Genomic DNA, 14,045 nt, shown 5'->3' on the forward strand with positions numbered 1-14,045 from the left:
TATGGTTGCTGAATTGACCGCATTACGCGATCAAATTGATGAAGTCGACAAGGCGTTGCTGGATTTACTGGCACGCCGCCTGGAGCTGGTTGCCGAAGTAGGTGAAGTAAAAAGCCGCTTTGGGCTGCCGATCTACGTGCCGGAGCGGGAAGCCTCTATGCTGGCCTCTCGTCGCGCGGAAGCGGAAGCCCTTGGCGTGCCGCCGGACCTGATTGAAGATGTGCTACGCCGCGTTATGCGTGAGTCCTACTCCAGTGAGAACGACAAAGGGTTTAAAACGCTTTGTCCTTCTCTGCGGCCGGTGGTGATTGTCGGCGGCGGCGGTCAGATGGGGCGTCTGTTCGAAAAAATGCTCACCCTGTCAGGTTACCAGGTGCGGATCCTGGAACAGCAGGACTGGGATCGCGCGCCGGAGATCGTCTCTGATGCCGGCATGGTGATCGTCAGCGTGCCGATCCACGTCACCGAGCAGGTGATCGCCAAACTACCTCGTCTGCCGTCTGACTGCATCCTGGTGGATCTGGCTTCGGTGAAAAATGGTCCTTTACAGGCGATGCTGGCTGCACATGATGGCCCGGTTGTGGGGTTACACCCAATGTTTGGTCCGGACAGCGGCAGTCTGGCCAAGCAGGTCGTCGTTTGGTGTGACGGACGTCAGCCGGAAGCTTATCAGTGGTTTCTGGAACAGATTCAGGTATGGGGTGCGCGACTACATCGGATTAGCGCCGTTGAACATGACCAGAACATGGCGTTTATTCAGGCACTGCGTCACTTTGCGACCTTTGCTTACGGTCTGCATTTAGCGGAAGAGAACGTTCAACTGGAGCAGCTGCTGGCGCTCTCTTCGCCGATTTACCGCCTTGAACTGGCGATGGTTGGCCGTCTGTTTGCCCAGGATCCGCAGCTCTATGCCGATATTATTATGTCGTCTGAGAGCAACCTTGCGCTGATTAAACGCTACTACCAACGTTTTGGCGAGGCGATCGGTTTACTGGAGCAGGGCGATAAGCAAGCGTTTATCGACAGTTTCCGTAAGGTGGAGCATTGGTTTGGCGATTATGCGAAACGCTTCCAGAGTGAAAGCCGTACTTTGTTACGCCAGGCGAATGACAGCCGTCCTTAATTAAGATGCCGGATGGCGGCTTCGCCTTATCCGGCCTTCAAAAATCGTATGAACCGTAGGCCGGATAAGCGTAGCGCCATCCGGCATTGTCAAACGTTAGCTCGGATCGACTGGCACCACGTTCTCACTTGGATAGCATCCCAGTACTTTCATCGAACGCGTAATCTCACCCAGCTCTTTCAATGCTTTTTGCATCTGGGGCGATTCCAGGTTGGCCTGGATATCAAGATAAAACATCTCTTCCCACGGATTGCCGTGAATCGGGCGTGACTCCAGTTTAGTCATAATCAGATTATGGTTACGCAGTACCAGCAGCGCCTCAACCAGCGCACCGGCCTGTTGTCCTGTTGCCATCAACAGGGTTGTTTTTGCCGGAACCTGATCGGAAACATTGATTGCTTTGCGTGCCAGCACCACGAAGCGGGTGATGTTTTGCGACTGGTTAGCCTCAATATGCTCGAGAACCTGCAATCCATACAGTACGCCTCCGGCTTCGCTCCCCAGGGCCGCCACGCGCGGTGAGTTAGCCTGCGCAACTTTTTCCATCGCCGCAGAGGTACTTTCAGTGTACTCAATCTTCCAGTGCGGGTAGCGATTCAGGAACTTGCTGCACTGCTGGAACGGCTGCGGATGGCTATATACCGTTTCAATGGTCTCAAGATCCGTCGTGCCAGACACCAGTACACAGTGGTCTATCGTAATGGTCATCTCGCCAACGATAGACAGGCTGGTGTGCTGCAGCAGGTCGTAAACGTCGTTAATCCCACCGGAGCTGGTGTTTTCAATCGGTACCACAGCATAGTCAGCCTGTCCGGTTTCGACCTGATTAAAGATATCGGCAAATTTTGCGCAGCCGCTTTCAATAAATTGTTCAAAATGGCGGGCAGCGTATTGACGTGCTGCGAGGTGAGAATATGACCCTTTTGGCCCAAGGAAGGCCACGCGCGCGGAGTGTGGGTTAATTTTGTTCAGGTGCTGCTGGAGCAGTGCCTGTTGAGTCAGGACGGAGTCTTCGATTATGAGCTGGAACAGGCGAGTAATGTAGTGAGCATCAAGATGATGTGCTTTGCCAAGCTGAATGAGTCGGTCCAAAAGGTCACGTTCACGGTCGATATCACGAACCGGACGATGCGAAAGCAGTTTGGCTTTACCAACTTCTACGGCCAGTCCACGTCGCTCAGCCAGCAGGGCCAGTAATTTTTCATCCAGCGTGCTGATCTTATCGCGCAGCGCCAGCAATGGGTTTTCCGATGTCATAGTGTTGCCTTTCTTGTTATCAATAAAAAAGGCCTCCCGTTGTGGGAGGCCTTATTGTTCGTCTTCGCATTCTTTATCACACGACGAAACGCCTCCCATTCAGGGGAAGGTAAAAAAGAATGCGAAGAAGAACGGGACAAGTTTCATGTAATTTTCCTTTGGCTACGTCAGTAAAGTACCCGTACTGTTTTCACCCTGTCAACAAAAAACGCGCCCGAAGGCGCGTTGGCGATACACTCAATGTAAGGGACTACTCTTCTTCTGCTTCGACGAAGTTGGCGTCTTTGACTGAAGTTGTTGCACGACGGGCTTCGCCTTTGTGCTGCACTTTATTGAGCTGCCGTTCCAGCTTGTTGATCAAATCGTTAATTGCTGTGTACATATCCTCGTGTTTTGCGCTGGCGACCAGATGTCCGTTCGGTGTATTGATGGTGGCATCAGCAATGAAACCCTGTGGCTCCTTAGACAGAATGATATGTGGATTAATCAGATGAGTTTGCCATTTTTCTAGTTTGGCGAGACGGTCTGCGACATGCTGGCGAATTGCCGGAGTAATTTCCATTTGTTTACTGGTAATGTTCATTGTCATAAATTTTACCTCTTGTCTTTCCCGTCTTGGTGATTCCAGCATACCGTTCCTAATGTCAAAATGTGTGATACGAATCACATTATTTTGTCGCTTTTTGTCAAGAAAACCTTTTTGTGAGGCACCGCAGGAACAGGCGATTTTTTACTTGAGGAATACCTGAAAGCAGGCCATATTTGATGGGATGCGTCGGAGCTAAACCGCTTCAGTTGTGGCGTTAACGGATAAAAAAACGGCAGCCCTTGGGCTGCCGTTTTGCATTCTGAGGCAAATCAGGTATTGCTGCTGTTGGCGGCAATGATTTTCGCGACTTTTTCAGCCTGCGCATTCATCTGCATCTGGCGATAAGCGTTTTCCATCAACGGCAGGGCATTACGTGTTGCCTGAGTATCCGGGTAGTCGCGCAGCATGCCTTCCACACGGTTTACCACGGCAACCCATGCGCCGCGGGCAGTGTAGTATTCTGCAACGGAGTATTCATACTTCGCCAGGCGGTCTTTCAGGAACACCAGACGTTTGGTGGCGTCAGTGGTGTACTGGCTATTCGGATACCCACGCACCAGTTTGGAAAAGTCATTAAACGCAGCTCGGGCATGTTGCGGATCGCGATCGCTACGATCAACACCAAAGAATCCTTGCAGTGCGCTATCATCCAACGCCATATTGGTCAGGCCACGCATATACATGACATAATCAATGTTAGGGTGTGTCGGGTTAAGACGGATAAAACGATCGATGGCAGCCTGAGCAAGTGGCAGATCGGCGTTTTTGTAGTAGGCGTAGATGAGATCTAATTGCACCTGCTGAGAATACGGTCCAAATGGATAACGGTTATCCAACGCTTCCAATTGCGTTATTGCCTGTTTCCAGTTACCGTCCTGCAGCTTTTGCTGAGCAGTCGCGTAGATTTCATTTGGCGGATTATCGGGCACCTCTTCCTTTGAACCAGAGCAACCCGCCAAAAACAGGCTCAACGTGGCTGCTGCCACCAGATATTTCATGCGCGTCATGACGTTTTGACTTTCCTCAAAATGTAATACGGGAGATTCTCTGTTCCTGCTCCCGGTTAAGACCAGCTACAATAGCACACTATATTAAACGGCAAAGCCGTAAAACCCAACGTTAAACGAAGAAGCAGTTTATGGCACAACGAGTAGAACTCACCGCAACAGTCTCCGAAAATCAGCTCGGTCAACGCTTAGATCAGGCTTTGGCCGAATTGTTCCCTGATTATTCGCGATCGCGCATAAAAGAATGGATCCTCGACCAGCGCGTACTGGTAAATGGCCAACTTTGCGATAAACCGAAAGAAAAAGTGTTGGGTGGAGAGCGTGTCTCCATCAATGCAGAAATTGATGAAGAGGTTCGTTTTGAACCTCAGGATATCCCACTGGATATCGTTTATGAAGATGACGACATTCTTGTCATCAACAAACCCCGTGACCTTGTAGTGCATCCGGGCGCCGGGAATCCCGATGGTACGGTATTGAATGCGTTACTGCATTACTACCCGCCAATCGCGGATGTTCCTCGTGCAGGTATCGTGCACCGTCTGGATAAAGACACGACCGGATTAATGGTGGTGGCAAAAACGGTTCCGGCGCAAACACGTTTGGTGGAGTCGTTGCAGCTGCGCGAAATTACCCGTGAGTACGAAGCTGTGGCAATTGGCCACATGACTGCTGGCGGAACCGTTGAGGAACCGATTAGCCGTCACCCGACCAAGCGTACGCACATGGCGGTACACCCAATGGGGAAACCGGCGGTAACGCACTATCGCATTATGGAACACTTCCGTGTGCACACGCGTCTGCGGTTGCGTCTGGAAACCGGACGTACGCACCAGATCCGCGTGCACATGGCACATATCACTCATCCGCTGGTGGGCGATCAGGTTTACGGCGGTCGTCCACGTCCACCGAAAGGCGCTTCTGACGAATTTATCTCCGTACTGCGTAAGTTCGACCGTCAAGCGCTGCACGCGACCATGCTGCGTTTGTATCACCCGATTTCCGGTATCGAAATGGAATGGCATGCGCCGATCCCACAAGATATGGTGCAGTTGATTGAAGTGATGCGCGCTGATTTCGAAGAACATAAGGATGATATTGCCTGGCTATGAGTAAGCTAATTGTCCCGCAGTGGCCGATACCGCAAGGTGTCGCGGCGTGTAGTTCTACCCGTATTGGCGGAGTCAGTATGCCGCCTTACGATTCGCTGAATCTGGGCGCCCATTGCGGCGATAACCCGGAGCATGTTGAAGAGAACCGCAAACGACTGTTTGCTGCGGGCAATCTGCCGTCAAAGCCAGTCTGGCTGGAGCAGGTCCACGGTAAGGATGTCCTGAAACTGACCGGCGAGCCTTACGCCTGCAAACGCGCAGATGCGTCGTACAGCAACACGCCGGGCACCGTGTGTGCGGTGATGACCGCTGATTGTTTGCCGGTGTTGTTTTGCAATCGTGCCGGAACGGAAGTTGCTGCGGCCCATGCGGGTTGGCGCGGATTATGCGCCGGCGTGCTGGAAGAGACGGTGGCGTGTTTTGCCGACAAACCTGAAAACATTATTGCCTGGCTAGGCCCGGCGATAGGTCCAAACGCGTTTGAAGTTGGACCAGAAGTCCGCGAGGCGTTCATGACGAAAGATCCGCAAGCGGACCTTGCATTTGTACCGCGCGGCGATAAGTATCTGGCGGATATCTACCAGCTTGCGCGCCAGCGTCTTTCCAGTGTCGGAGTCGAGAACATCCACGGCGGCGACCGTTGCACCTTCAGCGAAAGTGAGACGTTCTTCTCTTATCGTCGCGACAATACCACGGGTCGTATGGCAAGTTTTATTTGGCTGATATAACCTAAAGAATCAAGACGATCCGGTACGTGTAATTTTCTTTTCACATAATTCAGGTCATTCACCTTGAATAATTGAGGGATGACCTCATTTAATCTCCAGTAGCAATTTTGACCTGTTATGGGAGGAGTTATGCGTCTGGATCGTCTTACTAATAAATTCCAGCTTGCTCTTGCCGATGCCCAGTCACTCGCATTGGGGCACGACAATCAATTCATCGAACCACTTCATCTAATGAGCGCCTTGCTGAATCAGGAAGGGGGATCGGTACGTCCTTTATTAACGTCTGCTGGCATTAATGCTGGCCAGTTACGTACAGCCATTGACCAGGCTTTGAGCCGTTTGCCACAGGTAGAAGGTACCGGTGGCGATGTGCAGCCTTCTCAGGAACTGGTGCGTGTACTGAATCTTTGCGACAAGCTGGCGCAAAAACGTGGGGACAACTTTATTTCGTCAGAACTGTTCGTTCTGGCGGCGCTTGAGTCACGCGGTACGCTGACCGACTTATTAAAATCAGCAGGCGCGACGACCGCCAATATCACTCAGGCAATTGAACAAATGCGTGGAGGTGAAAGCGTGAATGACCAGGGGGCTGAAGACCAACGTCAGGCCTTGAAAAAATATACCGTCGATCTGACTGAACGTGCCGAACAGGGCAAACTCGATCCGGTCATCGGCCGTGATGAAGAAATTCGCCGTACCATTCAGGTGCTGCAACGTCGTACTAAAAATAACCCGGTGTTAATCGGTGAACCCGGTGTCGGTAAAACCGCCATCGTTGAAGGGCTGGCCCAACGCATCATCAATGGTGAAGTGCCGGAAGGCTTAAAAGGCCGTCGTGTACTGGCGCTGGATATGGGCGCGCTGGTGGCTGGGGCCAAATATCGTGGTGAGTTCGAAGAACGTTTAAAAGGTGTGCTGAACGATCTCTCGAAACAGGAAGGCAACGTCATTCTGTTTATCGACGAATTGCATACCATGGTTGGGGCGGGTAAAGCCGATGGCGCAATGGACGCCGGGAACATGCTGAAACCAGCACTGGCTCGCGGGGAACTGCACTGCGTAGGCGCAACAACGCTTGATGAGTATCGCCAGTACATCGAAAAAGATGCGGCGCTGGAACGTCGTTTCCAGAAAGTGTTTGTGGCTGAACCTTCAGTGGAAGACACCATCGCAATCTTGCGTGGCCTGAAAGAACGTTATGAACTGCACCATCATGTGCAGATTACTGACCCGGCGATTGTTGCGGCTGCTACGCTGTCTCATCGCTATATTGCCGATCGTCAGTTGCCGGATAAAGCTATCGACCTTATTGATGAAGCGGCATCCAGCATTCGTATGCAGATTGACTCCAAGCCGGAGGAACTCGACAGACTCGACCGCCGTATTATCCAGCTCAAACTGGAACAGCAGGCATTAATGAAAGAGTCTGATGAGGCAAGTAAAAAACGTCTCGATATGCTCAACGAAGAGCTGGACGACAAAGAACGCCAGTATTCTGAGTTAGAGGAAGAGTGGAAAGCTGAAAAAGCTTCCCTCTCGGGAACGCAAACTATCAAGGCTGAGCTGGAGCAGGCAAAAATCGCCATCGAACAGGCGCGCCGCGTTGGCGACCTGGCGCGGATGTCTGAACTGCAGTACGGCAAAATTCCTGAACTGGAAAAACAGCTGGAAGCAGCCACCCAGTCTGAAGGCAAAACCATGCGTCTGCTGCGCAATAAAGTCACCGACGCAGAAATTGCGGAAGTGCTGGCGCGCTGGACGGGGATCCCTGTTGCTCGCATGCTGGAAGGCGAACGAGAAAAACTGTTGCGTATGGAGCAGGAGCTGCACAGCCGCGTGATTGGTCAGAACGAAGCGGTGGAAGCCGTTTCTAATGCCATTCGTCGTAGCCGCGCGGGCTTGTCCGATCCGAATCGTCCGATTGGTTCATTCCTGTTCCTTGGTCCAACCGGTGTCGGTAAAACCGAACTGTGCAAAGCGCTGGCAAACTTTATGTTCGACAGTGACGATGCAATGGTGCGTATCGATATGTCCGAGTTTATGGAGAAACACTCCGTGTCTCGTTTGGTCGGGGCACCTCCGGGATATGTCGGTTATGAAGAAGGTGGGTATCTGACGGAAGCAGTACGTCGTCGTCCTTACTCCGTCATCTTGTTGGATGAAGTGGAGAAAGCGCATCCGGATGTGTTCAACATTCTGCTGCAGGTGCTTGATGATGGTCGTCTGACTGACGGACAGGGGAGAACGGTCGACTTCCGTAATACGGTTGTCATCATGACCTCGAACCTGGGGTCCGATCTGATCCAGGAACGCTTCGGTGAGTTGGATTACGGTCATATGAAAGATATGGTGCTGGGCGTCGTGAGCCATAACTTCCGCCCGGAATTCATCAACCGTATAGATGAGGTTGTCGTATTCCATCCGCTGGGTGAGCAGCACATTGCTTCTATTGCTCAGATCCAGTTGCAGCGTCTGTACAAACGTCTGGAAGAGCGTGGCTATGAAATACATATTTCTGACGAGGCGCTTAAACTGCTGAGCGCGAATGGTTACGATCCGGTGTATGGCGCGCGTCCATTGAAACGTGCTATCCAGCAGCAGATCGAAAACCCGCTGGCGCAGCAAATTCTGTCTGGTGAACTGATTCCAGGCAAAACGATTCGTCTGGAAGTGAATGACGATCGCATAGTGGCAGTGCAGTAAGTCACAAAACAACAATAAACGGGCCCTGCGGGGCTCGTTTTTGTTTAAAATCCAGGCAGAAATGGATGTGTTGATTGAAAAGTAATCGCTTGATAAGTTTTTTATATTTTTAACTTGTCAGCCTGAAATAACTCCCTATAATGCGCCTCCACTGACACGGAACAACGGATTACAAGCCGCCGGGTCAGCGGGGTTCCACTGAGAACTCCGGCGAAGAAAGCGAAATTAAATGCTTGACTTCGTAGCGGGATGGCGTAATATGCACACCCCGCGCCGCTGAGAAAAAGCGAAGCGGCACTGCTCTTTAACAATTTATCAGACAATCTGTGTGGGCACTCGAAGATACGGATTCTTAACGTCGCAAGACGAAAAATGAATACCAAGTCTCAACGAGTGAACACGTAATTCATTACGAAGTTTAATTCATTGAGCATCAAACTTTTAAATTGAAGAGTTTGATCATGGCTCAGATTGAACGCTGGCGGCAGGCCTAACACATGCAAGTCGAACGGTAGCACAGAGGAGCTTGCTCCTTGGGTGACGAGTGGCGGACGGGTGAGTAATGTCTGGGAAACTGCCCGATGGAGGGGGATAACTACTGGAAACGGTAGCTAATACCGCATAACGTCGCAAGACCAAAGAGGGGGACCTTCGGGCCTCTTGCCATCGGATGTGCCCAGATGGGATTAGCTAGTAGGTGGGGTAACGGCTCACCTAGGCGACGATCCCTAGCTGGTCTGAGAGGATGACCAGCCACACTGGAACTGAGACACGGTCCAGACTCCTACGGGAGGCAGCAGTGGGGAATATTGCACAATGGGCGCAAGCCTGATGCAGCCATGCCGCGTGTATGAAGAAGGCCTTCGGGTTGTAAAGTACTTTCAGCGAGGAGGAAGGCGTTGTGGTTAATAACCGCAGCGATTGACGTTACTCGCAGAAGAAGCACCGGCTAACTCCGTGCCAGCAGCCGCGGTAATACGGAGGGTGCAAGCGTTAATCGGAATTACTGGGCGTAAAGCGCACGCAGGCGGTCTGTCAAGTCGGATGTGAAATCCCCGGGCTCAACCTGGGAACTGCATCCGAAACTGGCAGGCTAGAGTCTTGTAGAGGGGGGTAGAATTCCAGGTGTAGCGGTGAAATGCGTAGAGATCTGGAGGAATACCGGTGGCGAAGGCGGCCCCCTGGACAAAGACTGACGCTCAGGTGCGAAAGCGTGGGGAGCAAACAGGATTAGATACCCTGGTAGTCCACGCCGTAAACGATGTCGACTTGGAGGTTGTGCCCTTGAGGCGTGGCTTCCGGAGCTAACGCGTTAAGTCGACCGCCTGGGGAGTACGGCCGCAAGGTTAAAACTCAAATGAATTGACGGGGGCCCGCACAAGCGGTGGAGCATGTGGTTTAATTCGATGCAACGCGAAGAACCTTACCTACTCTTGACATCCAGAGAACTTAGCAGAGATGCTTTGGTGCCTTCGGGAACTCTGAGACAGGTGCTGCATGGCTGTCGTCAGCTCGTGTTGTGAAATGTTGGGTTAAGTCCCGCAACGAGCGCAACCCTTATCCTTTGTTGCCAGCGGTTAGGCCGGGAACTCAAAGGAGACTGCCAGTGATAAACTGGAGGAAGGTGGGGATGACGTCAAGTCATCATGGCCCTTACGAGTAGGGCTACACACGTGCTACAATGGCATATACAAAGAGAAGCGACCTCGCGAGAGCAAGCGGACCTCATAAAGTATGTCGTAGTCCGGATTGGAGTCTGCAACTCGACTCCATGAAGTCGGAATCGCTAGTAATCGTGGATCAGAATGCCACGGTGAATACGTTCCCGGGCCTTGTACACACCGCCCGTCACACCATGGGAGTGGGTTGCAAAAGAAGTAGGTAGCTTAACCTTCGGGAGGGCGCTTACCACTTTGTGATTCATGACTGGGGTGAAGTCGTAACAAGGTAACCGTAGGGGAACCTGCGGTTGGATCACCTCCTTACCTTAAAGAACCTGCCTTTGTAGTGCTCACACAGATTGTCTGATGAAAAGTAAATAGCAAGGCGTCTTGCGATTGAGACTTCAGTGTCCCCTTCGTCTAGAGGCCCAGGACACCGCCCTTTCACGGCGGTAACAGGGGTTCGAATCCCCTAGGGGACGCCACTTGCTGGTATGTGTGAGTGAAAGTCGCCGACCGAAGTATCTCAAAACTGACTTTCGAGTCACGTTTGAGATATTTGCTCTTTAAAAATCTGGATCAAGCTGAAAATTGAAACGACACACTGTTTCATTTCTCCGTAATAAGAAATGAAAAGCGGTGTGTTCGAGTCTCTCAAATTTTTGCAAGTCGATGATGAATCGAAAGAAACATCTTCGGGTTGTGAGGTTAAGCGACTAAGCGTACACGGTGGATGCCCTGGCAGTCAGAGGCGATGAAGGACGTGCTAATCTGCGATAAGCGTCGGTAAGGTGATATGAACCGTTATAACCGGCGATTTCCGAATGGGGAAACCCAGTGTGTTTCGACACACTATCATTACGTGAATACATAGCGTAATGAAGCGAACCGGGGGAACTGAAACATCTAAGTACCCCGAGGAAAAGAAATCAACCGAGATTCCCCCAGTAGCGGCGAGCGAACGGGGAGCAGCCCAGAGTCTGAATCAGCATGTGTGTTAGTGGAAGCGTCTGGAAAGTCGCACGATACAGGGTGAAAGTCCCGTACACAAAAGTGCATGTGTTGTGAACTCGAAGAGTAGGGCGGGACACGTGGTATCCTGTCTGAATATGGGGGGACCATCCTCCAAGGCTAAATACTCCTGACTGACCGATAGTGAACCAGTACCGTGAGGGAAAGGCGAAAAGAACCCCGGCGAGGGGAGTGAAAAAGAACCTGAAACCGTGTACGTACAAGCAGTGGGAGCACCCTTTGGGGTGTGACTGCGTACCTTTTGTATAATGGGTCAGCGACTTATATTCTGTAGCAAGGTTAACCGAATAGGGGAGCCGAAGGGAAACCGAGTCTTAACTGGGCGTTAAGTTGCAGGGTATAGACCCGAAACCCGGTGATCTAGCCATGGGCAGGTTGAAGGTTGGGTAACACTAACTGGAGGACCGAACCGACTAATGTTGAAAAATTAGCGGATGACTTGTGGCTGGGGGTGAAAGGCCAATCAAACCGGGAGATAGCTGGTTCTCCCCGAAAGCTATTTAGGTAGCGCCTCGTGAATTCATCTTCGGGGGTAGAGCACTGTTTCGGCTAGGGGGTCATCCCGACTTACCAACCCGATGCAAACTGCGAATACCGAAGAATGTTATCACGGGAGACACACGGCGGGTGCTAACGTCCGTCGTGAAGAGGGAAACAACCCAGACCGCCAGCTAAGGTCCCAAAGTCATGGTTAAGTGGGAAACGATGTGGGAAGGCACAGACAGCCAGGATGTTGGCTTAGAAGCAGCCATCATTTAAAGAAAGCGTAATAGCTCACTGGTCGAGTCGGCCTGCGCGGAAGATGTAACGGGGCTAAACCATGCACCGAAGCTGCGGCAGCGACACTATGTGTTGTTGGGTAGGGGAGCGTTCTGTAAGCCGTTGAAGGTGTATCGTGAGGTATGCTGGAGGTATCAGAAGTGCGAATGCTGACATAAGTAACGATAATGCGGGTGAAAAACCCGCACGCCGGAAGACCAAGGGTTCCTGTCCAACGTTAATCGGGGCAGGGTGAGTCGACCCCTAAGGCGAGGCCGAAAGGCGTAGTCGATGGGAAACAGGTTAATATTCCTGTACTTGGTGTTACTGCGAAGGGGGGACGGAGAAGGCTATGTTAGCCGGGCGACGGTTGTCCCGGTTTAAGCATGTAGGCGGAGGTTCCAGGTAAATCCGGTACCTTATTAACGCTGAGGTGTGATGACGAGGCACTACGGTGCTGAAGTAACAAATGCCCTGCTTCCAGGAAAAGCCTCTAAGCATCAGGTAACACGAAATCGTACCCCAAACCGACACAGGTGGTCAGGTAGAGAATACCAAGGCGCTTGAGAGAACTCGGGTGAAGGAACTAGGCAAAATGGTGCCGTAACTTCGGGAGAAGGCACGCTGATATGTAGGTGAAGTGGTTTACCCATGGAGCTGAAATCAGTCGAAGATACCAGCTGGCTGCAACTGTTTATTAAAAACACAGCACTGTGCAAACACGAAAGTGGACGTATACGGTGTGACGCCTGCCCGGTGCCGGAAGGTTAATTGATGGGGTTATCCGTAAGGAGAAGCTCTTGATCGAAGCCCCGGTAAACGGCGGCCGTAACTATAACGGTCCTAAGGTAGCGAAATTCCTTGTCGGGTAAGTTCCGACCTGCACGAATGGCGTAATGATGGCCAGGCTGTCTCCACCCGAGACTCAGTGAAATTGAACTCGCTGTGAAGATGCAGTGTACCCGCGGCAAGACGGAAAGACCCCGTGAACCTTTACTATAGCTTGACACTGAACACTGGTCCTTGATGTGTAGGATAGGTGGGAGGCTTTGAAGTGTGGACGCCAGTCTGCATGGAGCCATCCTTGAAATACCACCCTTTAATGGCTGGTGTTCTAACGTAGACCCGTAATCCGGGTTGCGGACAGTGTCTGGTGGGTAGTTTGACTGGGGCGGTCTCCTCCTAAAGAGTAACGGAGGAGCACGAAGGTTAGCTAATCCTGGTCGGACATCAGGAGGTTAGTGCAAAGGCATAAGCTAGCTTGACTGCGAGAGTGACGGCTCGAGCAGGTGCGAAAGCAGGTCTTAGTGATCCGGTGGTTCTGAATGGAAGGGCCATCGCTCAACGGATAAAAGGTACTCCGGGGATAACAGGCTGATACCGCCCAAGAGTTCATATCGACGGCGGTGTTTGGCACCTCGATGTCGGCTCATCACATCCTGGGGCTGAAGTAGGTCCCAAGGGTATGGCTGTTCGCCATTTAAAGTGGTACGCGAGCTGGGTTTAGAACGTCGTGAGACAGTTCGGTCCCTATCTGCCGTGGGCGCTGGAGAATTGAGGGGGGCTGCTCCTAGTACGAGAGGACCGGAGTGGACGCATCACTGGTGTTCGGGTTGTCATGCCAATGGCATTGCCCGGTAGCTAAATGCGGAAGAGATAAGTGCTGAAAGCATCTAAGCACGAAACTTGCCCCGAGATGAGTTCTCCCTGACCCTTTAAGGGTCCTGAAGGAACGTTGAAGACGACGACGTTGATAGGTCGGGTGTGTAAGTGTAGCGATACATTGAGCTAACCGATACTAATGAACCGTGAGGCTTAACCTTACAACGCCGAAGATGTTTTGGCGAAGAGAGATATTTTCAGCCTGATACAGATAACATCGACATGCCCAGGAGGTGTGTTGATAAACAGAATTTGCCTGGCGGCTGTAGCGCGGTGGTCCCACCTGACCCCATGCCGAACTCAGAAGTGAAACGCCGTAGCGCCGATGGTAGTGTGGGGCCTCCCCATGCGAGAGTAGGGAACTGCCAGGCATCAAATAAAAGCGAAAGGCTCAGTCGAAAGACTGGGCCTT

8 protein-coding genes, 1 tRNA gene, 3 rRNA genes and 1 other annotated feature are annotated in these 14,045 nt (G+C 51.8%); of the genes, 8 read left to right on the plus strand and 4 right to left on the minus strand.

What is annotated here, in order from left to right; translation table 11 throughout:
* Window position 1 precedes the first annotated feature (1 nt).
* Complete coding sequence (gene tyrA / locus JQN59_RS05960) at window positions 2-1,123, plus strand: bifunctional chorismate mutase/prephenate dehydrogenase (RefSeq protein ID WP_003826456.1); 1,122 nt, start codon at window positions 2-4, stop codon at window positions 1,121-1,123.
* 96 nt (window positions 1,124-1,219) lie between these two features.
* Here tyrA and pheA read toward each other — a convergent pair whose 3' ends face one another.
* The 4 genes from pheA to bamD all read right to left on the minus strand — a co-directional run bounded on the left by pheA (window position 1,220) and on the right by bamD (window position 3,976).
* Entirely contained in the window at window positions 1,220-2,380 is a 1,161-nt protein-coding gene (gene pheA / locus JQN59_RS05965; RefSeq protein ID WP_003826458.1) for a bifunctional chorismate mutase/prephenate dehydratase, read from the minus strand.
* A gap of 22 nt (window positions 2,381-2,402) precedes the next feature.
* Window positions 2,403-2,528 (minus strand) — a sequence feature (Phe leader region).
* A complete protein-coding gene (gene pheL, locus JQN59_RS05970; RefSeq protein ID WP_100250063.1) occupies window positions 2,480-2,527 on the minus strand; it encodes a pheA operon leader peptide PheL in 48 nt (15 codons plus the stop codon). Its footprint overlaps the feature before it by 48 nt.
* A gap of 102 nt (window positions 2,529-2,630) precedes the next feature.
* Window positions 2,631-2,969, minus strand: a complete 339-nt coding sequence (gene raiA / locus JQN59_RS05975; RefSeq protein WP_003031244.1) for a ribosome-associated translation inhibitor RaiA — start codon at window positions 2,967-2,969, stop codon at window positions 2,631-2,633.
* A 269-nt stretch (window positions 2,970-3,238) separates the two neighbouring features.
* Window positions 3,239-3,976: an outer membrane protein assembly factor BamD gene (gene bamD / locus JQN59_RS05980; RefSeq protein ID WP_003826460.1), complete on the minus strand. Its 738-nt coding sequence runs from the start codon at window positions 3,974-3,976 to the stop codon at window positions 3,239-3,241.
* Between the two features lie 131 nt (window positions 3,977-4,107).
* On the opposite strand from bamD, the gene rluD reads away from it, so the two are divergent.
* The 7 genes from rluD (at window position 4,108) to rrf (ending at window position 14,004) form a co-directional block, all read left to right on the plus strand.
* Window positions 4,108-5,088, plus strand: a complete 981-nt coding sequence (gene rluD / locus JQN59_RS05985) for a 23S rRNA pseudouridine(1911/1915/1917) synthase RluD (protein ID WP_103015414.1) — start codon at window positions 4,108-4,110, stop codon at window positions 5,086-5,088.
* Entirely contained in the window at window positions 5,085-5,816 is a 732-nt protein-coding gene (gene yfiH, locus JQN59_RS05990; RefSeq protein ID WP_008785512.1) for a purine nucleoside phosphorylase YfiH, read from the plus strand. Before rluD ends, yfiH begins: the two co-directional genes overlap by 4 nt.
* A 129-nt stretch (window positions 5,817-5,945) precedes the next feature.
* Window positions 5,946-8,519, plus strand: a complete 2,574-nt coding sequence (gene clpB / locus JQN59_RS05995) for an ATP-dependent chaperone ClpB (RefSeq protein WP_020996274.1) — start codon at window positions 5,946-5,948, stop codon at window positions 8,517-8,519.
* 443 nt (window positions 8,520-8,962) lie between these two features.
* Window positions 8,963-10,504: ribosomal RNA gene (locus JQN59_RS06000) — 16S ribosomal RNA — on the plus strand.
* A gap of 85 nt (window positions 10,505-10,589) precedes the next feature.
* Window positions 10,590-10,665 (plus strand) — tRNA-Glu (locus JQN59_RS06005).
* 221 nt (window positions 10,666-10,886) lie between these two features.
* Window positions 10,887-13,794: ribosomal RNA gene (locus JQN59_RS06010) — 23S ribosomal RNA — on the plus strand.
* A gap of 94 nt (window positions 13,795-13,888) precedes the next feature.
* A 5S ribosomal RNA gene (gene rrf / locus JQN59_RS06015) occupies window positions 13,889-14,004 on the plus strand.
* Together the 16S, 23S and 5S rRNA genes with 1 tRNA gene alongside form the textbook arrangement of a ribosomal RNA operon.
* Window positions 14,005-14,045: the final 41 nt, after the last annotated feature.

This window comes from Citrobacter sp. B72 (assembly GCF_016894305.1).
Taxonomy (GTDB): Bacteria; Pseudomonadota; Gammaproteobacteria; order Enterobacterales; family Enterobacteriaceae; genus Citrobacter; species Citrobacter portucalensis.